Origin of the sequence: Planococcus maritimus (assembly GCF_001687625.2) — a bacterium.
GTDB lineage: Bacteria > Bacillota > Bacilli > Bacillales_A > Planococcaceae > Planococcus > Planococcus maritimus.
In genome coordinates, this window is sequence record NZ_CP016538.2 from 1,844,574 (window position 1) to 1,870,989 (window position 26,416).

Below are 26,416 nucleotides of genomic sequence, written 5' to 3' on the forward strand. Positions count from 1 at the left end.
ATTAAAACTCCTTTGTATAGGCTTTATAGCTTTCGATGTTTTCTTTCAGACGCGGCAATTGATCTGCATCAAACTGCTCTAATAAGGCATTCGCCGCTTCAAAGGCGACGACATGCTCTGCCACGATCGAGGCAGCTGGAACTGCACAGCTGTCTGAACGCTCAATGCTTGCTTGGAAAGGTTCTTTTGTTTCGATATCGACACTTTTCAGCGGCTTGTAGAGAGTCGGGATCGGTTTCATCACACCGCGGACAACAATCGGCATGCCAGTCGTCATGCCACCTTCAAAGCCTCCGAGGTTATTCGTGCTGCGGCTGTAACCTTGTTGCTCATCCCAAACGATTTCATCGTGGACTTCACTGCCAGGACGGCGCGCCATTTCAAATCCAAGGCCGAATTCGACGCCTTTGAATGCGTTAATGCTCATCACCGAAGCAGCAATTTTTGCATCCAGTTTGCGGTCGTAATGCACATAGCTGCCAATACCCGCTGGCATGCCTTCTATAATGACTTCTACCGTTCCGCCGATCGAGTCGCCGTTTTTCTTCGTGGCGTCGATCAAATCGGTCATTTCTTTCGTTTTTGTGGCATCTGCACAATAAACAGCATCTTGCTCAACGATGTCACGAATTTCATCTGCGGATTTTCCGATATAGCTTTGCGGATCAACTTTGATGCCGCCAATTTCTGTGACATGTGAAACCATCTTCACACCGAGTTCAGCGAGCAATTGCTTCGCTACAGCACCGACTGCCACACGAACGGTTGTTTCACGGGCAGAAGAGCGTTCCAAAACGTTACGCAAGTCGCGGTGGCCATATTTCATGCCGCCATTTAAATCTGCATGTCCTGGACGCGGACGTGTCAATTGGCGCTTCACTTCATCGGTTTCCTCGATTGGTTCGATTCCCATAACATTTGTCCAATGCTTCCAGTCGTCGTTTTTGACGACCAATGCGACCGGCGACCCTAAAGTCTTGCCGTGACGAACGCCTGAAACAATCTCCACCGTATCGGTTTCGATTTGCATGCGGCGACCGCGGCCATGTCCTCCTTGGCGTCGTTTCAATTCTTTATTAATCATTTCCGCCGTCAAAGGCAATTGCGCTGGCAACCCTTCAATAATGGCGGTCAATTGTGGACCGTGAGATTCTCCTGCTGTTAAGTAACGCATGTACGCTTTCTCCCTTCAACGTGCTAAAGTATTTAACTAACACTATACCATACGGTATTTGTTCAATTCTATCCCAAATATGAAGAAAACTAAACATTCGAATAGCAAGAAACCTAGGTTTACTAAAGCAACCGCTTTCATTTCTTTGTTCGCTTGCTAGTCCTGCCGCCTTCTTGAAAGCTTCTTATAAACAAAAAAATACGGCCGATTGCACGGCCGCATTTTCAAAGGGTAGATTAGTTAACCCAGTTATTCATTGTTTTTTCATAAGATACCAATTCTTCTTCTTTGAAGAACAAGCCGATTTCACGCCCAGCGCTTTCAGCTGAATCAGAACCGTGGATCATGTTTTTGCCGACAGTAACTGCGAAGTCACCACGGATTGTTCCTGGAGCTGCATCTTTAGGGTTTGTAGCTCCCATCATTTGACGCGCAGTCAAGATGACGTTTTCGCCTTCCCATACCATTGCGAATACTGGTCCGGAAGTGATGAAATCTACAAGTTCGCCGAAGAATGGGCGCTCTTTGTGCTCACCGTAATGCTGTTCAGCAAGCTCAGTCGGGATTTGCATCAATTTAGCGCCTGCCAAATGATAGCCTTTTTTCTCGAAACGGGAAACGATTTCACCGATGACATTGCGTTGGACACCATCAGGTTTTACCATCAAAAATGTTTTTTCCATTATAGAACACTCCTCTGTTAAAAAGCTCGGGCACTTTGCCCACCTTAAAAAATACTATCATTGTCCGATCATTTGTCAACTGGAAACTAAAACTTTCGCTTGCCGATGAAAAACGCAATTTTTCGCATCGTTTTCGCTGCGGAGCCTTTAGGCAAATAATCCAGCTCTTTCAGCGCCTTCTCCAAATAACGTTCGCTCATTCGCTTCGCTTCATCAACCGCGCTGCTCGTGCGGATCGTGCGGACAATTTCCAAACGTTTTTCATCGGAAATGTCCAAATTCAAGTTATCACGGAGCATTTGGTAAATTTCAGGATTTTGGCGTGCGTATAAAATTGGCAAGGTGATATTGCCTTGGATAAAATCGCTGCCGGCCGGTTTGCCCAATTCTTGGTCGCTGGCTGTGAAGTCCAAGATATCATCGATAATCTGGAACGACATGCCAATGAAGTAACCGAAGCGACGCAAATGTGCTGCCGTTTTCTCATCGGTTCCCGATACCAAAGCCCCTAATTCGCAGCTTGAAGAAATCAACAACGCCGTTTTACGCTTAATGCGCCGTAAATAATCCCGCAAGCTTTGATCGAGTCTGTACTTATGTTCGATTTGAATGATTTCTCCTCGGCACACTTCGATCAAAGTCTTCGACAAAATATCATGGATTCTTGGCGATTCAATTTCCGTGATCCGCTCTAACGCCCTAGCTAGAATGAAATCGCCAGTATACATCGCTACGCTATTGTTCCATTCCGATTTAACGGTTGGGCGGCCTCTGCGAATTTCCGAATCATCTATGACATCATCGTGGACCAAAGATGCCATATGTATAAGCTCTAACGGCACCGCAACACGCTTCAGCAATTCGATATCGTAATCCCCGAATTTTCCGGCAAGCAAAACAAAAACAGGGCGGATTCTTTTTCCTCCGGCCTGCAATAAATGAAGAGAAGCATCATTTAATAGAAGGGATTCGGAATCCACTGCCTGTTCCAATTCTTTTTCGATCGATTCCAGCTCCGGTTTTAGGTCGGAATAGAGCAATTTCAACTTCATCTTTTCCACTTAATAACCTTCTCCCGCTTGTTTACTTTTTCAATCCCATATGGAGAGCAGCAGCCCCTCCTGAATACGGTTTATATTTTACTTTGTCGAAACCGACTTTGCTGAACAATTTCGCCAAGTCTTTCATGCCCGGGAACGTCTTAGCTGATTCCTGGAGCCATGAATACTCTTTATAGCTTTTAGCGAAAAGCTTGCCGAAGACTGGCATAACGAACCGGAAATACATCCGGAAAAATGGTTTGAATACAACACTTTCAGGCTGCGAAGTTTCTAGGCAGGCAATCATTCCACCAGGCTTCAAAACTCGATGCATTTCAGATAACACTTGCTCATAATCTGGCACATTGCGCAATCCAAAGCCGATTGTCGCAAAGTCGAAGGAATTGTCTGGGTATGGCAAAGACATTGCATTTCCTTGTACCAATTCGATTTGTGGCATATGGTCTGTTTTCTGGTGCCCAACATTCAACATATTTTGGCTAAAGTCCAGTCCGACCACGCGCCCTGTTGGCCCTGCGGCCTCTCCGAGTGCAATCGTCCAATCTGCTGTACCACAACAAACATCGATGCAAGACGCGCCTTTTGCTACTTGCATTTTATGCATCGTGTCGTTGCGCCATTTATTATGCTGTTGAAAACTGATGACCGAATTCATTTGATCATAGTTTTCAGATATTTTCTCAAATACTTCGTGAACTCGTTGTTCTTTCGTTTTCGGCATCATCGTCATCCTTCTCGCGTCAGCGGTTCAGCACTAAGCCGATGCGGAATAATTTGGTGGAGCAAAACATTTTTAAGTTCAAAATCCAATTCGCAATCATTGATCGACACCACGATGTCATTGCCTAAGCTTTCCAGGCGATCGGTGAGCCAACTTTCGATGAATGCTGACTGGATCAAAGTCTCGCTAAATAAGCGCAATATATGGCTGAACTCGCCGTTTTTCAGTGCTTCCAACTCTTCTGTATAGCGTATATAGAGCAGGGATTGCTCCATTAGCTGCTTGTAATGGGTGAATCCGTTTTCCTCGTAGAACGCATTCAGCAATGCTGTCTCGATTACTGTCGCCGTTTCTTCCACTTGCTCCGGCTGCTGAAGCGCAGGCTCGTGGAAAGAGGCTTTCTTTTCGCTTACTTGAATGATGGCTGTCGCGAGCTTTTGAACCATTTCAATATTTTTACTTTCAGCCAGCAATTGATAATAAATGCCGCTGTAAAAGTCTCCGGCGAGTACGGTCAACTGCTGTTCTTTGCTGATGGGCATTTCTTCTCTCACACGATCATGCGAGTGCAGCGCAGCATAGACGATCGCGACAGTGCGTGCGCTTGACTCCATTTTATCCGACCATTGCTCTCCGTTAAAAAACGGCAGCAGCAAGAAAAACAGGCGAGCCTCTTTAACAAAAGGCCCTTCCGTCAACTGGTCTAGCGTTCGTTGGCGGACTGCTTTTAGTACGTCGATTTCCATGGAGATGATTTTGGATTGTATTTGTTGTCCGTTCATACTGCCTGCTCCATTCGTAGGTTAGCCATAGCTCATATTATAGCATAACGCCCTTATGGCCTTCACCATTAACGCTTACTTTTTCGCGTCGCTTTCAATGATGCCGTGTGCGGAATGGATTTCCGCCTTGCCACGAATTTTCATCGCCGATGTATGTTCAGTGAATTGGGCGATCATCACTTCGCCGCGGTCGAGCTTTTCGGTATGATGGAATTTTGTATCATTGCCGCGCGTCAGTCCGATAACATTGACGCCGTCTTCTTGTGCGCGAATTACCACATATTCAGTTTGTGCCATAGTCTACACCTGCTTTTCCATTGTATTTAGTCCATATTGATATACGTAATAACTTCAGAGCGTTTAATGTCGTCGGTCTCTAAGACGCCTCGTGCAACGGCCGTTACGGTCTTCGAACCAGGCTTCTTGATGCCGCGCATGGTCATGCACATATGCTCGGCTTCGACCATGACGTACACACCATGTGGGTTCAAGGTCTCCATCATCGAGTCCGCAATCGTCGAAGTGATGCGTTCTTGCAATTGTGGACGTTTTGCGACTGTTTCAACCGCTCTCGCCAATTTGCTTAGCCCGGTCACTACCCCATCACGTGGGATATAGGCGATATGCGCTTTTCCGAAGAAAGGCACTAAATGATGTTCACACATCGAATAAAATGGGATGTCCTTTACTAACACAAGTTCTTCATGGTTTTCATGGAATACGGTTCGGAAGTATTCTTTCGGATCTTCTTTCAACCCAGCAAAAACTTCCGCATACATTTTCGCGACGCGCTTCGGGGTATCTTGCAGCCCTTCACGGCCCACATCTTCTCCGACTGCCTCCAAAATCATCCCGACAGCTTGCTCTATTTTTTCCAGATCTACGTTATGGCTTTTCATATCAATCACATTGTTTCCTCCTGTAGCGAAAATCACTCTATTTGGGGCAGCGGTTAAAATCGGCCATAGGCCATTGCAATTTCACGCGCCATAATAGCCGTACTGAGAGACAGCACCGCTTTTCTCACCTGAATTGTAGCATTTACGGGGGGTATTGGCAAAAACGGGGCCAAAAAGAAAGAATGGCTTTTGCAAGATCAGATCTCGCAAAAGCCATTCTATGTACAGTAGCCGAAGCTTATTTCACTGCGTCTTTAAGTGCTTTACCTGGCTTAAAGGCAGGAACCTTGCTTGCGGCAATCTCGATTTCAGCACCTGTTTGTGGGTTACGTCCTTTACGGGCCGCACGCTCACGAACTTCAAAGTTACCGAATCCGATCAATTGTACTTTGTCACCTTTAGTTAGAGCATCTTGAATCGCTTCAAATGCAGCGTCAACTGCTTTCGCAGCATCTTTACGAGAAAGTTCAGCCGCTTCTGCAACAGAGTTCACTAATTCTGTTTTGTTCATGCTATTCACCTCCTCTCAAAGGGGATGCTTGCCATCAATCCTGTAAAAAGAGTATCACAACGAAAATCGCATAGCAACAACAAATAGGCCGCATTTCAAAGAAAACCACCAAATACTCCCAACATTTTCAAAAACATGTGGATTTCGGGCAAATCCGTGCTGTATCAGGGTTTTTCATCCGCCAAAAAAATGGGCTCGCCATTTTCATCGACAGTATAAGGAAGCGAGTAGGCAGGCACAATTGGGCTGTTTTCGTAAAGGATAAATCGGATATCCTGCCCTGGTTCGAGTTCACCTTCGTAACTTTGGATCGCCTCATACAAATCGATGGAATAATCGATGTAGACATCACCTTGTCCAGTGATGACCATTGGCAGCATTTTTCCGCTATAAGGGCTTTGAACCATTGGCTCTTCCGAGAAGCCCATTGCTTCGTAATTAAATTTGTATACATTGTCGGCAATGATCTCGGCGATTGGGGCTCTCCCCCCGTTCGCGCTTTTTCTGACATTGACCGAACGGATGCCTTCTGCAACTCGTAAGTCAACGAGTTTGACAGTCGGATTTTCCTCTACATCCATTAACACGTATTGATAGATTCCACCGACTTCAAACGCGTTGCTCGGAAGCTCTGCGGTAAATTCCGGCACGACTTTTGAGAAGTCGACTGGATATTTAATATATTGATCGACGTCCATATCCCGCGTTTTGATCGGCAATAAGCCACCTTTTGCTTCCTGGTAACGTTCAACCGCTTGCTGTGCTGTTTCTAGCTGATCTTCATAGGGAATCTGATTTTCTGCCCGCTCGCTGCTAGGATACCCACAAGCCGTCAGCAAACTTGCTGTCAGTAGTGTCATTAGCAGCGCTGTTGTTTTTTTCATTATGCCCATCCCCTCAGGCGCCACCGGTTGGTCCGCTGAATATAGTGAAAACCATAATAAAGAAGCCCAGGATCAGCAGAACATACGCGATCAGCGCAAATAGAAATTTCAGGATGCCGTTTTGCAATTTGTATCGGCTCAAATAGATCAATCCCATGGAAATGATCAAAAAAGCGATGCCTGCAAACGATACCCACATTTTATCCAAAGAACTCATGAATAAGCCGCCTTTCGTCGAGTTTCAGTCCATAGTATAGCATAAAAAAAGAAGGGACAGCAGCAAGCAGCCCCTCCGTTTGTGACAATTAAAGCAAGTCGATTAAATCTTCCATTTCGTTTTTCTTCATGCGGCCCATCAGCTCTTCGACCGCATTTTCCGGTTTGACGCCCTCGAACAATACTGCATACAAAGCTTCTGTGATTGGCATCGGCACTTTGTATTCAGCGGCCAACTGGTGGGCCGCTTTTGTAGTCCGAATTCCTTCAACGACCATGCCCATTTCCTCTAGCACTTCATCGACGCTTTTTCCTTTGCCCAGCATATTGCCTGCGCGCCAATTACGTGAATGAACGCTCGTGCACGTAACAATTAAATCCCCTACGCCCGATAGTCCAGAGAAAGTCAGCGGCGTGGCCCCCATCTTCACACCAAGGCGGGCAATTTCTGCAAGGCCGCGAGTCATAATCGCTGCTTTGGCATTGTCACCATAGCCTAAGCCATCTGTGATTCCGACCGCTAAGGCGATAATGTTCTTTAACGCGCCCCCGATTTCCACTCCGATGACATCAGTATTCGTGTAGACCCTAAAATAGGAATTCATGAACAAATCCTGTACACGGTTCGCGGCTTGCGTATTTTCACATGCTGCAGTGACGGTCGTCGGATGCTCCTGAACAACTTCTTCTGCATGGCTTGGACCTGACAGAATGACCACTTCCTCGATCAGGTCAGCCGGAATTTCTTCTCGGATCATTTCACTGATTCGTTTGAGTGAATCTGGTTCAATGCCTTTTGAGACATGGACAAACAAACCTTTTTTCGTCATTCTCTTATGGATATCCTGTGAAACTTCCCGGATGGCTTTTGTCGGCACCGCCAGAATGAACACATCAGCATGCGCTACAGCCTCATCCAGGTCTGCTGTCGCTTTTAAGGAAGCCGGAAGTTCAACTCCTTTTAAATAACGCTCGTTCGAATGGTTATTGATTTCATCCGCTTGGTCCTGGCGGTGGCTCCACAACAACAGGTCATGGCCATTTTGCGCCAACACATAACTAAGTGCGGTTCCCCAGCTTCCTGCCCCAAATATAGTGACTTTTTCCATTTTTACCTCTCCTTTATCCTGCTTTAAGAAAACCAAACTCCCACCTCTTCAAGTGGGAGTCATGATGTTCAGTAAAGTCCGATTGGATCAATTGGTATCAACTTGAAAGCAGACGTAATCACTAAGTAAAATTACGTACGCGCTCGCGTGATCAAGCGCAGCGGTGTGCCTTCGAAATCAAAGCTTTCCCGGATGCGGTTTTGCAAGAAACGCTCATAGCTGAAATGCATCATTTCCGGCTCGTTAACGAATACGACGAATGTCGGCGGCTTGACGGCCACTTGCGTCACGTAGTAAAGACGTAGGCGACGCCCTTTATCCGATGGTGCCGGATTCATCGCTACTGCATCTTCGATTACTTCGTTGAGTATGCTCGACTGGATACGGCGTGAATGGTTATCATTGACGCGGTTGATAATTTCAAGGATATTGTGCACACGCTGCCCGCTGATAGCAGATACGAAAATGATCGGAGCATAATCCAAGAACAAGAAATGTTCACGAATTTGCTGCGTGAATTTATTCATGGTTTTGTCGTCTTTTTTCAAGGCATCCCATTTATTGACTACGATCACGACCGCTTTCCCTGCTTCGTGGGCATAGCCTGCAATTTTTTTATCTTGTTCCTGAATGCCTTCTTCTGCATTCAGGACGACTAGAACAACGTCTGATCGTTCAATCGCACGCAAGGCGCGAAGCACGCTATATTTTTCGGTACTTTCATAAACTTTCCCTTTTTTGCGCATGCCAGCCGTATCAATGATGACATAAGGCTGTTCATCATATTCATATTGCGTATCGACAGCATCGCGCGTCGTGCCGGCCACTTCACTGACAATGACACGGTCTTCACCGAGAAACGAGTTGACTAGTGAAGATTTCCCAACGTTCGGACGTCCGATCAGTGAAAACTTAATGACATTGTCCGGATACTCTTCTTCATCTTCTTTCGGGAAGTGATTAGCCACTTCGTCCAAAAGATCTCCCAAGCCAAGCCCGTGAGATCCTGAAACCGGATAGGGTTCGCCAATTCCAAGAGAATAGAAATCGTAGATCATGTGGCGCATATCAGGGTTATCGATTTTGTTGACAGCCAGCACCACTGGTTTTTTCGTGCGATATAGGATTCTCGCTACTTGCTCATCCTGCTCTGTCACTCCGTCTCGTCCGTTGACGAGAAAGATGATAACGTCCGCTTCATCCATTGCCACTTCTGCCTGGCTGCGGATTTGTTCTAGGAAAGGCTCGTCGCTAAGGTCGATGCCCCCTGTATCAATAATATTGAATTCATGCGTTAGCCAATCTGCCGAACTGTAGATGCGGTCACGTGTAACTCCTGGAATATCTTCCACGATGGAGACGCGCTCCCCGACCACGCGATTAAAAATCGTGGATTTCCCTACATTCGGCCGGCCAACAATTGCTACTACCGGTTTTGACATAATTAATTCATCCTTCCACTTCTGATAAGCCTATTATACACGAAAAAGAGGATGGCATCTGAATAATGTCCATCCCCTTAAATTGTCCAATATTCAGTTTTTCAAAGGAACTGCAAAATGCTTCGTCTCAAGCCCCCGTTGCTGCAAATGGGCAAGCAATTCACCATTGATGACAGCAGGGGTCGAGCGGATCTCTTCAATTGTCTGTGCACCAAGTGCAGTCATGAGCATACGCAAATCTTCGTGAAGCCCATGGATTTCTTCAATCAAACCGATTTCCCCAAGGCTCACCGCGTGCTTCAAAAAACTACCTGCAATGCCCACAGCATCTGCGCCAAGACGAAATGCCCGGATAACATCACCGGCGTTTTGAAGCCCGCCAGACGCCAACACAGTGCGGCTGAAGCCTTCTCGGCATTCAACGATTGCTGCAGCCGTCGGGATGCCCCAGTCTTCGAAATAGGCCAATTTGCGTTTTCTGCGTTCATTTTCGATGCTGGCGAAATTCGTACCGCCAAACCCGCTCGCATCGATCGCCGCCACTTGGGTCTTGTCAAGCGCTTCGGCAGTTTCCTGTGAAATGCCGAAGCCGGTTTCTTTGATGATGACCGGCACATCTAAGGCCTCTGCAATCATCTCAATTCGCTCAAGCGCTCCTCGAAACTGGCGGTCGCCTTCTGGCATTGTCAGTTCCTGGACGACATTTAAGTGAATCTGCAAGGCATCTGCTCTGATCATCTCGACCGCTTCTATCGCTTGTTTTACAGTAGCTTCACTGCCAAGATTGCCAAATATGATTCCCTGTGGGTTTTCTTTTCGAACTATGCTATAGCTTTCGCGTTCATCCTTGTCCTTCAGGGCTGCCATTTGTGAACCGACAGCCATGGCGATTCCCGTTTCTTTCGCCGCCCGCGCGAGCATGGCATTCAGTTGCAAAGTCTCGGAACCGCCTCCACCGGTCATGGCATTAATAAAAACAGGTGATTTTAGTTGCAAATCACCTGTTTTGGGTTCCAATGATACGTCGGCAACGCCGATTCCCGGCAGCGCCTGATGGACAAAACGGACGCAGTCGAGCCAAGTAGCCCGACCTTGCCCAGTAGACAACGCATAATTGATATGGTCCATCTTTCTTTTAGCCCGTGACATTTATTCGGATTTGAACCCTTTTAATTTATCTCCGATAACATCACTAATTGAGAATCCAGACGCTTCTTCAGGCATATCGTATTGTGAGAAATCCTGTTCCGCTTCTTTTTCTTGAAGCTCTTTAATGCTGAGGGACAAGCGCTTGTCTTCTTTATTGACTTCAAGAACTTTCACTTCAACTTCCTGGCCTTCCTGGAGCACTTCGTGCGGCGTAGCAATGTGCTTATGTGCAATTTGTGAAATATGCACAAGGCCTTCTACACCAGGCAACACTTCAACAAACGCGCCGTAGCTGACGAGTCTTTTCACTGTACCTTGATGAACAGAGCCTTTTGGAGCCTTTTCATCGATGGCATCCCAAGGACCAGGCAATGTATCTTTGATCGATAATGAAATGCGTTCTGAGTCACGATCCACTGAAAGAACTTTAACTTTTACTTCCTGACCTTCTGTGACAACATCTGATACTTTATCGACATGCTCATGCGATAATTGAGAAATGTGCACAAGGCCGTCCACTCCGCCAATATCGACGAATGCGCCAAACGAAGCAATACGCTGCACTTTCCCATCAAGTACATCTCCTGCATTAATCGAATCCATCACTTGCTCTTTTTGAGACTCTTTTTCGCCTTCCACCACTGCACGGTGGGAAAGAATCAAGCGGTTATTTTCTTTTTCCATTTCGACAATTTTAAAGGTCATAACACGGCCTTTATAATCCTCAAATGATTCGACGAAATAATCTTCCACAAGTGAAGCCGGCACAAATCCGCGCACACCGAGGTCAATAACCAGGCCGCCTTTCACGACGTCCTTCACTTCTGCTTCGATGATTTCACCGGATTCGAATTTTTTCTCAAGATCGTCCCAAGCGGATTCAGCATCAACTTTGCGCTTAGACAATACAAAGTTTTCATCTTCCACTTTCGTGATGATCAATTCAAGTTCATCACCTTCTTGGACCGAGTCGGATGCTTTTTCGATATGGAGGCTCGATAATTCGCTGATCGGGATGATCCCGTCGAATGGCGCTCCATCAATTGTCACCGTCACTGCTTTTTCCTCGATCTTGGCGACTATTCCTTTTACGCGATCTCCTGTTTGGAAGTCACGGTTTTCCATCAAATTCATATCCTCTGACATAAGTAGCCCTCCTTCACAAACTATCCATCTTCTATTTTATTCGAATTCTCTAATAAAAACAAAAATAATCACTTATTTTCTGAGTTTTCGTCCAGAATTTTTTGAATACTGGCCATGATGGCTTCTGTGACTTCTTCTGCAGAAGCTTTACGCTCACGGTAAGGTTCCATCCGAATTGGATCGCCGTAAACTACTTTGACTTTTCCGAATGGCTTATACGGTCCAATAAGTGCGCATGGCATAACATCCGCATTGCCCCGCAAAGCAAAAAAGCCAGCGCCGCTCAAGCCTTTTTTCAATACGCCCTCTGTCGAACGGGTACCCTCAGGGAATAGCCCAACCACTTCGCCGCCTTTTAGCAGCTTTAAAGCAGTCCGCAAAGCTTCCCGGTCACTCATGCCGCGTTTTACCGGAAAAGCATTGACTTTCGGCAAAATCGAGCCGAGTATTGGCGCTTTAAACAATTCCTCTTTGGCCATGAAATGAACGGTTCTCGGGGCGGTCATACCGACTACCGGTGGATCGAGCGCATGGATATGGTTGCTGCAAAGAAGAATGCCGCCCGTTTCCGGAAACTTTTCAATGCCCTCAACTTGAAAACGGTACAGCGGACTCAATGCCGTCTTCACGAGCGTTTTCCCTACTGCATACAAATTCATGATGCCATCAGCCTCTCTTGCGCTAGTTTCAAAATGGCTTGTGCCGCTTCTGCAATCGTTAAAGGCGTGGTATCTAAAAATACGGCATCTTGCGCTTGTTTCAAAGGCGCTACTTCACGTTCAGAATCCATTTTGTCGCGCATAGCGATTTCCTCCTGTAACTCAACTAAAGGCGTCAGGATGTCGCGTTTTTTATTTTCTTCGAATCTACGTCTTGCTCGTTCTTCAACGGTTGCTGACATAAAGACTTTAAGCGCTGCGCCTGGTAAAACATGCGTGCCGATATCGCGGCCATCCATAACGACGCCACGGTCTTCTGCCAGTTTTTGCTGAAGTTCGACCATACGCTTTCTTACCAGTTCGTGGGCAGCCATTTCTGATACTGCCTTTGTGACATTTTGTGAACGAATCTCCTCTGAGACATCTTTTCCATCGAGCAAGACTTTCTGGCCGCCTTCGACAGGGATTAAATCGATTTCAGTCTCAACAAGTAAAGCCCCCGCTTCTTCATTGCTTCCCAAATTGATTTCTTCATTCAATGCTTTTAACGTAATTGCACGGTACATTGCCCCCGTATCGATATAAATATACCCTAATTTTTCTGCCACTATTTTAGCGATCGTGCTTTTACCAGCAGCAGCTGGCCCGTCGATCGCAATTTGGATAGCTTTCGTCAAAACTGTCACCCCATCTTAAGTAATAATTTCATTTTATCACAATCTGCTTGATGTTTCGGGCAAAATCAAAGTGCATGGGGAATAGTTTCATAACGACCTGGACGCAAAAAGAAAAAGCCCTATGGCAGCGGGCTTTCGGTTCGATCAATCCGGTGGGTTGTTATGGTAATGGCTGACTGATAATTGGTGGGCTTGCCGAACTTTCCGTAAACCGAACCACCATAAAAACAACATGAAAGGCACAGCCCCATATAGCAAATTATCATAGGCGTAAAGCGATGCGTTGTAAGCCATATGTAAAAGCGATGCGGCAAATAATGCCGACGCCAACCGCCATTTGCTTTCTCTTTTCCCAGTAAATTTGGCTCTGCCAAAATAAAATCCCATGACAACGCCGAACAATGCATGGCTCGACACCGGCAAGAATGCGCGTAGAAAAGCGGTTCCAAGCCCGAACTCAAGCAAATATAAAATATTTTCTACGGTAGCAAAGCCAAGCGATAAACTTGCACCGTACAAAATCCCATCATAAGGGTCCTCAAAATCGATATGGCGAAATACCGCTGCTAGCAGAACGATCCACTTGAAGAACTCCTCCAGCAAACTCGAAAATAAGACGGATTTCACAAACGTGTTTTGAAACACATGCTCGGCTTCGAATACATACTGGACAAAAAGAATCGGGAATGTCAAAAGCGCGCCGTATAAAAAGCAGTGAAAAATTAGCCTTGACGGTTCCCCGGCAAATTGGTCCCGCAAATAAAAATAACTAAACAATGCGAGCCCAGGTGCAATAGCTACCGTCAACAGCTCTAACATAGACGCGCCTCCCTCCATTACCCGCGATAGTTAAATTTCAAATGCTCCCTTGTCTATGGCTTTATCTCCCGACAGCAAGATTGCCAATTTGATGCGCGCTTTTTTGCTATCGTAATCACTGCCCAAGATGACACCGCGCGTCAGCAAATCGTGTGCGCTTCCTGGGTAGCTGTATGCAGGATAGGCATTGCCTTCTTCAGCGCTCGTCGTGACTATGACAGGAATCCCGGAATCCACGGCACGCTGGACTGAGCTCACCATGTGCGGGGAAATTTGCCCGCGTCCAGCTGCTTCTAAGATGATGCCTTTTGTGCCATTCTCAGAAAGCATATCGATGATTGAACCTTCCTGGCCGGAATAACACTTGATGATATCCACGCGCGGCATGCCACCCGGCACATGATGCACTTCACGCATGACCGATCTTTGATAGATGCGGACTTTATCATTATCGATGATTCCTAAATAACCGTGGCCAAATGAATCAAAGCCCTGCAAATTACTGGCATGTACTTTTTTTACGTATTTCGCGCTGTAAATTCGTTCATTGAAGACGACAACCGTTCCTACACCTTTAATGACAGGATCAACGGCAACATAAATTGAGTTGCGCAAATTGGAATAAACATCCGTCCCAACTGCTTCTGGCGCACGCTGACTGCCTGTGACCACGACTGTGCGTTCATCCCCTACTGTCAGATCCAGAAAATAAGCCGTTTCTTCTAAGGTATCGGTACCGTGCGTAACGACTACCCCTTCCACTTCAGGGTCTTTTAACTCAGTCAAAATCGCTTCTTTGACGATATTCATTTCAGTCAAGCCGATATGCATGCTTGGCAATTGAAAGACATCGATGACTTTCACTTCGATCTCCGGCGGTAATTGGCAAAGCTCTGCCAAATCTTTTCCTGAAATGGCGCCTGATTTTAGCAAGCCGTCATCAGATATGGCTTTGCTGGCAATAGTGCCTCCGGTCGTAATTAACGATACTTTCTTTTTCATAATGCACCTCTTTTGATAGTCTAATCTATTGAATTTTTCAGCGCTTCTTTTTTGGCGATTGCCGTTGCAATTTGACCGCCATGGAAACGACCATTTTCGATGAAGATCTCATTCGCATTATTGCCTGCTGCGATGACCCCTGCGATAAACAAATCTTCGACATTGGTCTCCATCGTTTCTTCATCGAACGCCGGTCTGCCGCTCGCTGCATCAATATCGATCCCCATCTGTTCGAGAAAGCTGTGATCCGGATGATACCCGATCATCGCGAAGACAAAATCATTCGCGTAGGTTTCCTTCGTATCGTTTACCGTCAATTCCACTTCGTCTTCTCGAATTTCGTCGACGATGGAATCGAACAGCATGGTAATTTCGCCTTGGCGCACGAGCCCGTCGAATTCTGGCAAAATCCACGGCTTGATACTTTTCGAATAACTTGTCCCGTGATAAGACACCGTTACCCTGCTGCCAGCTTTATGCAATTCGAGCGCGGCATCAATCGCGGAATTCTTCCCTCCGATCACCAACACGTCGCGATCGAAATACGGATGTCCTTCCTTAAAGTAATGCATGACTTTCGGCAAGTCCGCTCCTGGCACCAACAGCTTATTCGGGTGGTCATAATAACCAGTGGCCACGATTACGTATTTTGCTTGGTAATGGTTTTTTGTCGTTTTTACGAAAAAGCCGTCCTTTTGCTCGATCGATAGCGCAGTTTCGAATGCTCGCACATCCAGTTTATGGCGTTTCACCACTTCTCGGTAATAAACCAGCGCTTGGTTGCGCTTTGGCTTGCGGTCTTCTGTAATGAACGGCACATCGCCAATCGCCAATTTCTCACTGCTGCTAAAAAATGTTTGATGCGTTGGGTAACGATAGATGGCGTTAACGATATTGCCTTTTTCGAGAATGACGGGGTGCAGGCCCATTCTCTGTATTTCAATGGCGGCCGATAACCCACATGGCCCGCCTCCTACGATAATGACATCTGCATGTTCCATTTCATCCACTCCTGTAATAATGTCCTTCTCCATCTTATCTGATTGAAGAGCTTTGCGCCAAATGCTGGACGCCCGGCGAGGGGTGTATTTCAAGTATATGGTATTGTGCTTTGGCACCGAGTCTCAGCGGTATAGACGTCGTGCCGAACCCGTTGCTGATGAGTTCTGTGATGCCGCTTGTACTCGTCAACGAACCGTGGTCGAAAACCCCGAAAGGCCCAAATCTGATTTGCCCGCCATGGGTATGCCCCGCCATCAATAAGCTGACGGGATAATGTTGTTTTACATGCTTGAAGACAAAAGGCGTATGGGAAACGAAGATGACGGAATCGCCTTTTGAGACATTGCAAAAAGCATCTTCTACACTGTGCTCTCGAAAAGCAAAATAGTCGATTCCTGTCAATTTTAATTCAGCATTCCCGAATAGTTCAACAGATTCATCATCTAGAATGACGGTACCTTGTTCTTCGAGCAACTCCCTTAATCGCTCTTCTCCAATTTCCCGGTCGTTGTTTCCAAATACATAATACACCGGGGCAAGCTGTCTCAGAACTTGCAAATTTTCGCGAAGTCGTTGTTCCGGAACCCCACGCTCGACAAAATCTCCACCAATGACGACTATATCGACTTTATCATTGAACATGTCAGAGCGAAGTTTGCGCCGGTGGACATCGGAGATAAACATCAGCTTAAAAGGTGAAAACACAGCATTTCCAGACAATTGAACGACCGCAGTTTCTCGTTTTTGACTATGGGCAGAGCGGAACATCCACGCTAATAATGACAAGCCAGCTAAACCGATCCGTAATATCCATTTCATTGCGTACATCCTTTCCAAAGCAACAAAAAAACATAAGCTGCGCTTATGTTTTCCTGTTCAAGCCGCTATTCAATCTTCTGTAATATCTAGAATGCGGAAACCGGATTTTTCCAAATCCTTCGTAAATTTTTCTATATTGTTCTTTTTCTTGACTTTGAGAACAATGCGGCGCACCATTTTATCGGTTTCATCGAAAGTAACCAATGAAACAACAGATTCTTTATGTTTTTCAATGATTTCACCAAGTCGACCGATGCGGCCTTCTGATTCAACCGATGTGACAGTGATGCGAACTCCTGATTTTTGCATCCCAAATGCGCTTTGCAATTGGTTGACGACATCGAATCGGGTGACGATTCCGAGGAATTTCCCTTCGTCGACGACTGCGATGATTGGGAAATCACGCAATTCGACTAAAGCTTTTTCATACACATCATCAATATTCAAAAACACATCTTGGTTGACCATAATATCTTTTACTTTTGTCGAACGAATAAATTCGTCTTTCGGGCTATCGGAGTAAAAGAAAGCGCGATATGCATGATACCAAGTGAAGATTCCTTTAAATTGGTCGCCATCGACGACTGGCAATGCATCTATGGAATGGCGCTCCAATAGCTCGAGCCCTCTTTCCATCGCATCTTCCGGATGTACTGTAAAACATCTTTCCTTTTTAACTAATGCACTTTTGACAAACATCAGCTCACCTCTTTCTAGTTTCTATCTATCTGTTCCCCTGTAGGAGAAATCTAATCTTGCTTTAAGGCAAAATTAATGTTTGTCCCGGGCTAATGGCGTTAGAGGCTAATCCGTTCGCCTGTTTGATCTTTTCAACTGCCGCGGCTGCACCGCTTGCGCCGTAATTGTTCACTGCAATTCGGTAAAGTGTTTCACTCGATTGCACAGTCACCGTCTTGCCGCCGGCAGTAGGTGTTTCTTCTGGCTCTTGTGCACGCTGCTCAGCTTCAGCTTTCGCTTTCGCATCTGCTTCTTCCCGTGCTTTTTGTTCTGCTGCTGCTGTTTCTTGCGCTTTTTTCTCAGCTTGTTCTTTCGCTGCTGCTTGCTCTTTCTCTTTCGCGTCTGCAGCCGCTTCTTCTTCTCGCTCTCGAGCTTTTTCTTTCAGTGCTTTTTGTTCTGCTGCTTCTTTAGCTTTAGCACTTTTTGTCTCTTGTTGTTTTTCATCTTCCTGTTCGTCATCTGCAGCCGCAAGTACGGTGCTGTCGGAAGGCGGTTGGGAATTCAATTCAAAGCTGACTTCATTTTCATTTGTTTTGGCAGTTAGCGTGTCATCCGGCTCATAGTAAAACGCAACATAGATCAACAAAGTAACCGGAATCAAGATAAAGATGAAAAACAAGGAAGGCAATAATAAGCCCCTGCTTTTCGGCTTAGGCATCTGGCGTGCGCGCCTCGTCAATTCTGCCATTCGTTCCTGTGACAATTCCTGGCGATTCTTTTCCATTGATTCATGATAATTATCGTTTCCCATTTCACGACTACCCCTATCTGTACTAATATATCTATTATGACGAAAAAAGACTTATTTGTAAATAATAGAAATAGAGATTTTCATATAGGCAAAAGGACCTCCAAGCGTTCTTTCCACCCACCTTGCGATGGTGCTTCCGAACGACTTTGCCTGGCTTTAAAAAGACGATGATCAATCCCATGAAAACTACAGCAGTTTGGCGGCACAGTGGGATTTTCTTGGTCAAAGCTCGTACTTAGATATCGGCGAATGCAACCGCTCGAATGAACCAGACCACGGACAGAAGCTGCCTGCCGTTGCTTTTCTTCTTTCAACTGCTCAATCTGGTTCAAAGTGCCTTCAAGTGGAAGGCGCTCGCGCCAATAAGAGATGATACGATATGCCGTTTCTCTTATCATTCCCTGGTTGACCAGCTGTTTTGCTTCTTCTTTGCGTTGATATATCAATTCGATTTCATGCCGTTCCGGCAACTCGTCCATGATTAAACTTTCTACCAGTCGTTCATCACCTGCAGCGTAAAGTAAAGTCGCAAGTGAAGGCAAATTGTCCCGCCCCGCTCGACCAACTTCCTGTACATAGCCTTCTATAGAAGAAGGCAGTTGAAAATGGATAACGTGACGGATATCAGGAATATGAACACCCATACCGAATGCATTGGTGGCGCATACCCATTCCAGTTCCTTATTCGCAAACTGCTGCTGGACGAAAATACGGTCTTGTTGTTCCATGCCTCCGTGATAAAATGCTGCCCTGATTCCAAGCGCTAGCAGTTTCCCCGCCAGTTCCTGGGATTTCCTCCTTGTACCAGCATAGATGATTCCCGGTCCCCCGTATGCAGCCACTATTTCAAGGAATGCTTTTAGCTTGTCACTGTCATTTTCAAATTTGTGGATATCGTAACTAATGTTTTGACGGTCCATCGGATGCGCATAGATGAATGGGTTGCTTAATTTCAAGTACTGCTTGATTTCATGGGTCACTTTGTCGGTCGCTGTAGCGGTTAGTGCCAGAGTTTGAGGATTGCCAAGTTTGGGCAATACTTCGGCAATGCGCAGGTAGTCCGGACGGAAATCAAACCCCCATTGAGAGATGCAATGCGCTTCATCCGCAACGAGCAAAGAGATGCCTAGTGCTTTCAATTTATCAAGCACAAAAGGCTGCACAAGCATTTCAGGCGCGACGAAGATAAATTTGTAATTGCTGAGTGTATTCCAAACCTTTTCACGATCTTCCGCTTTCATAAAGGAATTGATAGCGACAACCGATTTTTCCCCCATTTTCTTTAATTGGGCTACTTGGTCTTGCATAAGCGATAACAGCGGCGAGACGATGACGATAGCTCCTGGCAGCACTTTTCCGGGCAATTGATAACATAGGGATTTGCCCATTCCAGTCGGCAACAGCGCCAAAACATCGCGTCCAGACAACACTTGTTCAATCACTTGTTTTTGGCCAGGGCGGAACTCTGTATAGCCATATGCCTCATATAGCAATTTTTCAAGATTCATATAGCTTCTCCTCTCACTGCCAATGCAAGGCGGATTTGGAAATAACTCGCGTCCGGCAAGCGCTCTTTAATATCCCGCAGGCGCATTGTCTTCATTTCTTTGCTGATTCGACGGATCGATTCAAATAACTCGTCATCCATAAATGAAGCTGGGCTAAAGGCCGGGTCATTCATCGCCAACTCAACGAAATGGTCTTCAATTGTGCTGGTCTTCAATTGCCTGAGTTCTGCTATTTGGCTCAGTGAGAATCCACGTTCGTATAGGTTTTGTGTTCGCTTAGCCGATTCCGTCAAAGCGGATTTCTGCACGATGCCTTCGAGTAGTCCTGTTAACAATGGGTATTCCATGCCTTCTAGGACATCTAGCCAAGCATGTAAAGCTGCGACTGCTGCAATTTTCATATCAATTGGCAGTCGGTGATGTTTTGCTGCCAGTTGGTCCCAAGTAAGCCCACCGACCCCATACCCAGACAGTCGCGCCATCAAAATATCTTTATGCATTTCGTCAGTCTTTGCTAACGCCAAGCTGACTTCAATTTGAAGCTTGAAAACGGCTTGGACCTCCGGTGAACGAAAATCGATTCGGTGTAAATAAGACTTGGTCCAGGACTGCACCGCTTCATCTGTCACCACCGGATCAAAACGTTTATGGTCTTGCATAAAATTGGACATTGTTTGCACTATCAAAGATAAACGCGAAAAAAAACGCCTCTCATTGCCCCTGTATTTCCAGCCATTTAATGGTGTAGTCGGCAATTTTAAGTCGATGGCAGATTGATGAAGCTGAATGCTATTGTCATCCGGCACCAATAGCCCTTGCGCCTGCAGCCTCTCAATAGAGTCCAGGTAGTCTTTTTTGTCCAGTTTCGGAAGCACGGCAAAATAAGGATGCAGGCCGAAATAGCCGATGTCTTGAATCGTTTGACCTGATTTCTTTCCTTTAATTAAATGATAAGGGGAAGAAACGGTCCGTTGACCGTCTACCGCTTTCATGATTGCTAAAACGACTTCATCGAATCGCACTGAATAAACCTCCCGGCGGTTTTGGGTTGAAAAAAATATAAAACATCTATAGAATAAACACGATAGTATAACTGAACTTGTTCGGAGATAAAGGAGAGGAACTAGAATGGCTAAATATACCATTGTTGATAAAGATACGTGTATCGCATGCGGAGCTTGCGGAGCAGCAGCACCAGACATTTACGATTATGATGATGAGGGCATCGCCTTCGTTATTCTTGATGATAACACGGGGACTGAACAAGTGCCAGATGAGCTAATGGAAGATATGGAAGACGCATTTGAAGGATGCCCGACCGATTCCATCAAGGTGGCAGACGAGGCATTTGAAGGAGATCCACTTAAATACGAAGACTGATTAGCGTATGGATCAATAGAAAAAGCGGTTGGAAGATGAATCTTCCAACCGCTTTTTTTTATGATAAATAATAGGAACGTTGTTTTTCAATCCAGGTATGCATGCTGCCGAAGATCAATAAAATAACCGTCGTAAGCGCAAGACCTTTGATCAAGTTAAACGGCAAGATGCCGAGCACAATCGTTGTATACAAGGCATTGCCTGTTTGTTCAGGCATGTTGAGGAAATACGTATACATCGGCAGGAAAACGAAGTAATTCAACAAACTCATGCCGATGGCCATAGAAAATGTACCGATCACCAAGCCGAATGCGATTCCTTTTTTAGTAGATACTTTGCGATAGATCGCATAGACCGGCAAAATGAACAATAGGCTCGTCGCAAAGTTCGCCATATGCCCTACAGGCACACCAGTCGGACTCCCTGAAAAGATCCAGTCCAATACGTTTTTAAAGAATGCTACTAAAACACCAGCAACTGGTCCCATCGTGATCGCTGCTATCAGCGCAGGCACATCACTGAAATCCACTTTCAAAAATGCAGGCAAGGCCGGCAGTGGAAAATTGAATAGCATCAACACAAATGAGATGCTGCTCAGCATACCGATGACAATCATCGATTGCAATTTTTTGTTCTTCATGTTCCTCTCTCCTTGTCGTGATTCACCAGAAGAAAGGTTCGAAACGCATGTTGCCACAAAAAATCCCTTAAGTAATAATCACTTAAGGGAGAGTCAGGCACACTGAAATAAACGGTCCGCCATATAAAAACGGCATGCGTCCGTACCTTCACCTTCTCCCATCCAGACTATACTGTCGGCTTTGGAATTTCACCAAATCCTGCTTTTTACGGCTCGCGGGCTGATGGACCGAAACGTCCAATTACCGCCGGTAGGGAATTGCACCCTGCCCCGAAGATGAATCGATATTTTTTTATACAAGTTAAGTTTATAAAAAAAAGACAGCAATGTAAACCATAGTGCTTACATTGCTGTCTTTTTATTTTTATGGCCAGTCCATGCGGTTGGGCGAAACCGGCAATTCAAGTTCTTCGGAAAAATCGAAGCCTGACCACTCGGACTGGACCGTATTGACTATTGTCAGCGAGGCATCGTAAGACTGTGCAGTAAGCGCCAGGCTTTCGATTAAGCGCATCGCCTCTATTCCCTCTAGTGACTCAAGGTCTAAGGTCTCTTCGAATGTCACGAGGGCATTTGTGCCATTCATGTCCACATCGTATTCGATGCCATCCGGTACCGGTGAACGATAATCATCATTCGGTGCTTGCTGAAGCGCGATGAGCGCATCTTCAACGCTCGCTTCAGACAAGCCGTAAGATGGAGCCAAATACCAGTCTTCTGTAGACGAAGCGATCAAATAATAACTTTGGCCTTGAACTCCCGGAAGAATTGGTTCAACCATTCCCACGTGTGCTAATTGCGCAGGTTCTCCCGAGACATTTAGTACGCGAATTTCCTCCTCGCCGAAGAAGGTTTCTTCTAAACTGTGAAGATACAGCAAGGTAGCAGCCGATCCTTGGTCATAATTATGATTCTCTGGGAGGAAATGGCTGATAATCGCACCGTCTTGCTGCAAGATTCCCTCATATGGATGATACTCATCAAAGCCCAATTTTGATTCGTCGATTTGTTCCGCAAATGCTTCATACAATTCGAGCGAAGTCGGTTCTGTCTCATCAACGGATTGTTTTGGAATGATAAAACTCACCGGCACTACGTAACCTCTTTGAGCCAGGCCGATTCGGAGGATTTGAGCGTCTGCTAGGTCTTGTTCATACACTGCTGTACGCAAGGCTTCCGGTTCTTCTATAACCATACTGGCTGCCTCTTCAGGCTCATCAATGGATTGTTCCGTTTGTTCTGTTTGAGCCTCATCTGCTGTCATCATCGATTCTGCATCGTCACTTTCAGTCTCGCTGCTGCTAGAGTCGTTTCCATTTTGCTGCAGCAAGGAAACCGCCAGCACCGTGATGCTCAAAAACGCAATGATAGCGACGAGTAATGGCAGCCAGCGCTTAGGCTGCTTCGGAACATACTGTGTCTGCGATACACGTTTATACACTTCGGCTTTGGGCCGATTATCCTGTATTTTGGGGAAATCCCGCAACAAATTTTCGATTTCTTCATCGTTCCATTTGTCATTCGGCATATTCTCCTCCCCCTTCTGCTTCTCGTAATTTTTGGCGGAGGGACCGGATTGCCCGGTGTTGTGTCGTTTTGACTTTGCCTTCCGACCACTCCAGGACTTCAGCCGTTTCCGCAATGGAGAGATCTTGGAAAAAACGCATAACAATGACCAGTTTCTGATCGCCTGTACACAGATCGAGCATTTGATACAAACGGATCTTGTCTTCATTGAGCAAGGAGACTTCTTCCGGTATGCGTTCAGTTGAAACCAATTGTTGAGTTTCCCAGTCGAAGAAATCCAGCGAATGTTTTTTCCTCACAGCATTTTTGCGGAAATGGTCGATGGCGACGTTTTTAGCAATCGAAAAAAGCCAGGTCTTTTCTGAACTTTTTCCTTGGAACCGGTCATAAGCGCGCAGCACCTTCACATAAACTTCATGCATTAAATCTTCCGCTACATGCCGATCTTTCACTAAATACACCAAAAACTGAAAGACATCCTGATGGTATTGATCGTATAGCCGATGAAACACGGAGTCATTCACGCAACTCCCCCCGTTCCTTGGATTAGTCGTCTCGACAACAGAAAAGTTACATTGCCTTCAATGGCAAGGTAAAGATAAACGAAGTGCCTTCGCCAAATTTGCTTTCGGCGCGGATTTCTCCTGAATGTGCTTTGATGATATTGCTGGCAATCGCAAGGCCGAGTCCTGTGCCGCCTTTGCCGAGCGTTCTGGCTTTGTCCGCTTTGTAGAAACGCTCGAAGACGAACTCCAGATCCTCGTCAGAGATTCCGGCCCCGGTATCATTGATTGACACTTTTGCGTAGTCTCCCATATTTTCGACAAGTACTTGTACTTGCCCTCCTTGTGGCGTGTGGCGAAGTGCATTGTCGATCAGATTCGTCATGACCTGTTCGATGCGGTCTTCGTCCAACTCAGCCGCCGACCAGTCATCGAGATCAGTAGCAAAGCTTAATTCGATACCTTTTTCTTTTGCAGCTTGGCTAAACTTCAAGGTCATCCGCTCAATCGCATTATTGAATTGCACCAATTCTTTGTAGAGGCGCATATGGCCGGATTCCAGTCTGGCCAAGTTCAATAGATCGGTCACCAGGCGCCCCATACGCTGGGATTCCTCGTAAATAATTTTCGTCATTTCATTGCGCTCTTCTTCACTTGCGCCGACATCATCAAGCAAGGCTTCACTATAGCCCTGAAGCATGGCGATCGGCGTACGGAGTTCATGAGACACATTGGCGATAAAATCTTCTCGCAGCTTCTCGAGCCGGTGCTGCTCAGTCATGTTATGAAGTACAGCTACCGCTCCCCGTATGCTCTCGCCACTGTAAAGCGGGCTGAAGTTCACCGCATAATAAGCACCTTCAATTTCCAATTCTTCTTCAATTTCTTCTTGGAACATCAAAACATGGTCGAGCATATGAAGCATTTCCGACGGCAGTGCTTGGGCATTTGACGTGCCATCTTTAGAAAGCCACTGGCGGAGCAGCTTCTCTGCTGGCGGGTTACTTAATAAGATGGTCTTATCCTGATTGAACGTAATGACCGCATCTGCCATCGAAGTCAAAATGCTCGATAGCTGTTCTTTTTCCTGATTGATCACTTCGAGATGATGTTTTAACTGGCGACCCATTTGGTTAAAAGCAATCGCTAACTGGCCGATTTCATCTCCAGAAGAAACTTTCATTTTTGTGTCAAAATTCCCTTTCGCCAACTCAAATGCTCCTTCGCGCATATTGCGCAGCGGAGAAGTGATACGTGTTGATAAGAAAAAGGCAAAGAACGTCGTCAGCAATAGCGCGATAAATGCGGATAAAAATACGATATTGGTCGTCCGTTCAGCAGTCCGGTCCATAACTTCCAGTGATTGGTAAATAAATACCGTTCCGTGAAGCCCATCCCCTGTTTGAAGAGGGGATGCCATAACGATATACGACTCCATTCGGTCCGCTTCCGATAACGACGGCAGCAGCATTTCCTTAGTGACTGCTTCATCGCTCTCAAATACTTTTTGGAATTCTTGTTCGCTGACGATCTTTTCCCTGATTTCATCACCATTCAAGCCATCGTGCAAATAATAGGCAATATCCCCCGGCTGTGAAGCGATGACGGCATTCGTTTCTGGACCTAGCACTTCATCTACGATCGACAAATTGCCTTCCTCATCGTGGTCATTAAAAATCCTGGCGATCATATTCGCCTCATTATGAAGCGCTTCTTCTACTGTCTCGCTGTGGAAGTTCCCGAGAAACTCCAATAGCAGCACCGTCACAATAAAAAGGACAAAGGAAACGAGAAGCAAAATGGTTACCCACAGCTTCCCGACGATGCTATTCCATATTCTATTCATTGCCAACCTCGAATTTGTATCCGACACCCCAGACGGTGACGATCATCTTAGCGGCGGATTCCGACACCCGATTGAGTTTTTCGCGCAAGCGTTTAACATGTGTGTCCACCGTACGCAAATCACCGAAAAAGTCATAATGCCATACTTCTTTCAGTAAATGCTCCCGGTCAAATACTTTATCCGGCGATTTTGCCAGGAAATACAATAGCTCGTATTCTTTCGGCGTCAAATTTACTTCCACGCCATCTGCTGTTACTCGGTGTGCATCGTGGTCAATCGTCAAATGTGGAAAAACGACCAGGTCTTTTGAAACGGTCGAACTTGTAGATGGCGAATAGGCGGAAGAACGGCGCAAAATCGCTTTGACGCGCAGCACCACTTCACGCGGGCTGAACGGTTTGACGATGTAATCGTCTGCGCCAGATTCAAAGCCTTCCACGCGGTTTGCTTCCTCACCTTTAGCTGTTAGCATGATGATTGGCGTCATTTTCGTTTCACGTAGTTCTGTCGCCACTTCAATGCCGTCTTTTTCTGGCATCATGAGATCGAGCAAGATGCAATGGTAATCCGTCTCGGTCGCTTTTTCCAATGCTTCCACACCGTTTTCAGCTTCTTCAACCATATATCCTTCACGCTCGAGATACATTTTTAACAAGCGGCGGATTCTTTCTTCATCGTCCACTACAAGAATTGTAATTTCTTCAGACATCCTAATCCCTCCAACTTTCATCTCTATTATTTTCATTGTACCGATAAGGGGTGCAAAAA

General features: G+C 46.0%; 30 protein-coding genes and 1 riboswitch. Of the genes, 1 reads left to right on the forward strand and 29 read right to left on the reverse strand.

Annotated elements, in window-relative coordinates; genetic code table 11:
- Nucleotide 1 precedes the first annotated feature (1 nt).
- The 24 genes from aroC to BBI11_RS09420 form a co-directional block, all read right to left on the reverse strand.
- On the reverse strand, nucleotides 2-1,174 hold the full coding sequence (gene aroC, locus BBI11_RS09305) for a chorismate synthase (protein WP_068462652.1): 1,173 nt from the start codon (nucleotides 1,172-1,174) through the stop codon (nucleotides 2-4).
- Nucleotides 1,175-1,410: 236 nt separating this feature from the next.
- Nucleotides 1,411-1,857, reverse strand: coding sequence for a nucleoside-diphosphate kinase (gene ndk, locus BBI11_RS09310; protein ID WP_068462654.1), 447 nt, complete (start codon nucleotides 1,855-1,857; stop codon nucleotides 1,411-1,413).
- Nucleotides 1,858-1,943: 86 nt separating this feature from the next.
- On the reverse strand, nucleotides 1,944-2,918 hold the full coding sequence (gene hepT, locus BBI11_RS09315) for a heptaprenyl diphosphate synthase component II (RefSeq protein WP_068462656.1): 975 nt from the start codon (nucleotides 2,916-2,918) through the stop codon (nucleotides 1,944-1,946).
- A 22-nt stretch (nucleotides 2,919-2,940) separates the two neighbouring features.
- Entirely contained in the window at nucleotides 2,941-3,639 is a 699-nt protein-coding gene (locus BBI11_RS09320; RefSeq protein WP_068465713.1) for a demethylmenaquinone methyltransferase, read from the reverse strand.
- 5 nt (nucleotides 3,640-3,644) lie between these two features.
- On the reverse strand, nucleotides 3,645-4,421 hold the full coding sequence (locus BBI11_RS09325) for a heptaprenyl diphosphate synthase component 1 (RefSeq protein WP_068462659.1): 777 nt from the start codon (nucleotides 4,419-4,421) through the stop codon (nucleotides 3,645-3,647).
- A gap of 75 nt (nucleotides 4,422-4,496) precedes the next feature.
- Complete coding sequence (gene mtrB, locus BBI11_RS09330) at nucleotides 4,497-4,718, reverse strand: trp RNA-binding attenuation protein MtrB (RefSeq protein ID WP_058380559.1); 222 nt, start codon at nucleotides 4,716-4,718, stop codon at nucleotides 4,497-4,499.
- Between the two features lie 26 nt (nucleotides 4,719-4,744).
- Complete coding sequence (gene folE / locus BBI11_RS09335) at nucleotides 4,745-5,320, reverse strand: GTP cyclohydrolase I FolE (RefSeq protein ID WP_068465715.1); 576 nt, start codon at nucleotides 5,318-5,320, stop codon at nucleotides 4,745-4,747.
- A 238-nt stretch (nucleotides 5,321-5,558) separates the two neighbouring features.
- Nucleotides 5,559-5,831 (reverse strand): HU family DNA-binding protein, encoded by a 273-nt coding sequence (locus BBI11_RS09340; protein WP_052651392.1) that lies wholly within the window; start codon nucleotides 5,829-5,831, stop codon nucleotides 5,559-5,561.
- 164 nt (nucleotides 5,832-5,995) lie between these two features.
- Nucleotides 5,996-6,715: a hypothetical protein gene (locus BBI11_RS09345; RefSeq protein WP_068462661.1), complete on the reverse strand. Its 720-nt coding sequence runs from the start codon at nucleotides 6,713-6,715 to the stop codon at nucleotides 5,996-5,998.
- Nucleotides 6,716-6,728: 13 nt separating this feature from the next.
- Nucleotides 6,729-6,932: a DUF2768 domain-containing protein gene (locus tag BBI11_RS09350; RefSeq protein WP_068462663.1), complete on the reverse strand. Its 204-nt coding sequence runs from the start codon at nucleotides 6,930-6,932 to the stop codon at nucleotides 6,729-6,731.
- Nucleotides 6,933-7,020: 88 nt separating this feature from the next.
- Nucleotides 7,021-8,040 carry an NAD(P)H-dependent glycerol-3-phosphate dehydrogenase gene (locus tag BBI11_RS09355; protein WP_068462665.1) on the reverse strand — a complete coding sequence of 340 codons (1,020 nt, stop codon included), beginning with the start codon at nucleotides 8,038-8,040 and terminating at the stop codon, nucleotides 7,021-7,023.
- A gap of 131 nt (nucleotides 8,041-8,171) precedes the next feature.
- Entirely contained in the window at nucleotides 8,172-9,482 is a 1,311-nt protein-coding gene (gene der / locus BBI11_RS09360) for a ribosome biogenesis GTPase Der (RefSeq protein WP_068462667.1), read from the reverse strand.
- Nucleotides 9,483-9,575: 93 nt separating this feature from the next.
- A complete protein-coding gene (fni, locus tag BBI11_RS09365; protein WP_068462669.1) occupies nucleotides 9,576-10,631 on the reverse strand; it encodes a type 2 isopentenyl-diphosphate Delta-isomerase in 1,056 nt (351 codons plus the stop codon).
- Nucleotides 10,632-11,777 (reverse strand): 30S ribosomal protein S1, encoded by a 1,146-nt coding sequence (gene rpsA / locus BBI11_RS09370; RefSeq protein WP_068462672.1) that lies wholly within the window; start codon nucleotides 11,775-11,777, stop codon nucleotides 10,632-10,634.
- Nucleotides 11,778-11,845: 68 nt separating this feature from the next.
- Complete coding sequence (locus BBI11_RS09375; protein WP_068462673.1) at nucleotides 11,846-12,436, reverse strand: lysophospholipid acyltransferase family protein; 591 nt, start codon at nucleotides 12,434-12,436, stop codon at nucleotides 11,846-11,848.
- Complete coding sequence (gene cmk / locus BBI11_RS09380; RefSeq protein ID WP_068462675.1) at nucleotides 12,433-13,113, reverse strand: (d)CMP kinase; 681 nt, start codon at nucleotides 13,111-13,113, stop codon at nucleotides 12,433-12,435. Before cmk ends, BBI11_RS09375 begins: the two co-directional genes overlap by 4 nt.
- 144 nt (nucleotides 13,114-13,257) lie before the next feature.
- On the reverse strand, nucleotides 13,258-13,932 hold the full coding sequence (gene prsW / locus BBI11_RS09385) for a glutamic-type intramembrane protease PrsW (RefSeq protein ID WP_068462678.1): 675 nt from the start codon (nucleotides 13,930-13,932) through the stop codon (nucleotides 13,258-13,260).
- Between the two features lie 30 nt (nucleotides 13,933-13,962).
- The gene (locus BBI11_RS09390; RefSeq protein WP_068462680.1) at nucleotides 13,963-14,934 is read right to left on the reverse strand and encodes an asparaginase; all 972 of its coding nucleotides are present in this window, start codon (nucleotides 14,932-14,934) and stop codon (nucleotides 13,963-13,965) included.
- 20 nt (nucleotides 14,935-14,954) lie between these two features.
- The gene (locus tag BBI11_RS09395) at nucleotides 14,955-15,935 is read right to left on the reverse strand and encodes a YpdA family putative bacillithiol disulfide reductase (RefSeq protein WP_068462682.1); all 981 of its coding nucleotides are present in this window, start codon (nucleotides 15,933-15,935) and stop codon (nucleotides 14,955-14,957) included.
- A 34-nt stretch (nucleotides 15,936-15,969) separates the two neighbouring features.
- The gene (locus tag BBI11_RS09400; protein ID WP_083389051.1) at nucleotides 15,970-16,755 is read right to left on the reverse strand and encodes a metallophosphoesterase; all 786 of its coding nucleotides are present in this window, start codon (nucleotides 16,753-16,755) and stop codon (nucleotides 15,970-15,972) included.
- Nucleotides 16,756-16,824: 69 nt separating this feature from the next.
- On the reverse strand, nucleotides 16,825-17,454 hold the full coding sequence (locus tag BBI11_RS09405) for a CBS domain-containing protein (protein WP_068462684.1): 630 nt from the start codon (nucleotides 17,452-17,454) through the stop codon (nucleotides 16,825-16,827).
- A 61-nt stretch (nucleotides 17,455-17,515) separates the two neighbouring features.
- Nucleotides 17,516-18,244: a LysM peptidoglycan-binding domain-containing protein gene (locus BBI11_RS09410; protein ID WP_068462686.1), complete on the reverse strand. Its 729-nt coding sequence runs from the start codon at nucleotides 18,242-18,244 to the stop codon at nucleotides 17,516-17,518.
- Nucleotides 18,245-18,324: 80 nt separating this feature from the next.
- On the reverse strand, nucleotides 18,325-19,752 hold the full coding sequence (locus BBI11_RS09415; protein ID WP_068462688.1) for a RecQ family ATP-dependent DNA helicase: 1,428 nt from the start codon (nucleotides 19,750-19,752) through the stop codon (nucleotides 18,325-18,327).
- The gene (locus tag BBI11_RS09420; RefSeq protein WP_068462690.1) at nucleotides 19,749-20,774 is read right to left on the reverse strand and encodes a YpbB family protein; all 1,026 of its coding nucleotides are present in this window, start codon (nucleotides 20,772-20,774) and stop codon (nucleotides 19,749-19,751) included. Before BBI11_RS09420 ends, BBI11_RS09415 begins: the two co-directional genes overlap by 4 nt.
- Before the next feature lie 106 nt (nucleotides 20,775-20,880).
- Between BBI11_RS09420 and BBI11_RS09425 the strand changes: the two genes are divergently transcribed.
- A complete protein-coding gene (locus tag BBI11_RS09425) occupies nucleotides 20,881-21,132 on the forward strand; it encodes a ferredoxin (protein ID WP_068462691.1) in 252 nt (83 codons plus the stop codon).
- Between the two features lie 58 nt (nucleotides 21,133-21,190).
- Here the strand turns inward: BBI11_RS09425 and BBI11_RS09430 are convergent, their stop codons facing one another.
- From BBI11_RS09430 to BBI11_RS09450, 5 genes are all read right to left on the reverse strand, one after another.
- On the reverse strand, nucleotides 21,191-21,772 hold the full coding sequence (locus BBI11_RS09430; RefSeq protein WP_068462693.1) for an ECF transporter S component: 582 nt from the start codon (nucleotides 21,770-21,772) through the stop codon (nucleotides 21,191-21,193).
- Between the two features lie 146 nt (nucleotides 21,773-21,918).
- Nucleotides 21,919-22,054, reverse strand: a riboswitch (FMN riboswitch).
- A gap of 82 nt (nucleotides 22,055-22,136) precedes the next feature.
- Nucleotides 22,137-23,300, reverse strand: coding sequence for a hypothetical protein (locus BBI11_RS09435; RefSeq protein WP_068462694.1), 1,164 nt, complete (start codon nucleotides 23,298-23,300; stop codon nucleotides 22,137-22,139).
- Entirely contained in the window at nucleotides 23,290-23,823 is a 534-nt protein-coding gene (gene sigX / locus BBI11_RS09440) for an RNA polymerase sigma factor SigX (protein WP_068462696.1), read from the reverse strand. Before sigX ends, BBI11_RS09435 begins: the two co-directional genes overlap by 11 nt.
- Before the next feature lie 46 nt (nucleotides 23,824-23,869).
- On the reverse strand, nucleotides 23,870-25,648 hold the full coding sequence (locus BBI11_RS09445) for an ATP-binding protein (protein WP_068462698.1): 1,779 nt from the start codon (nucleotides 25,646-25,648) through the stop codon (nucleotides 23,870-23,872).
- Nucleotides 25,641-26,357, reverse strand: a complete 717-nt coding sequence (locus BBI11_RS09450; protein WP_068462699.1) for a response regulator transcription factor — start codon at nucleotides 26,355-26,357, stop codon at nucleotides 25,641-25,643. The genes BBI11_RS09445 and BBI11_RS09450 overlap by 8 nt, the downstream gene beginning before the upstream one ends.
- Nucleotides 26,358-26,416 lie beyond the last annotated feature (59 nt).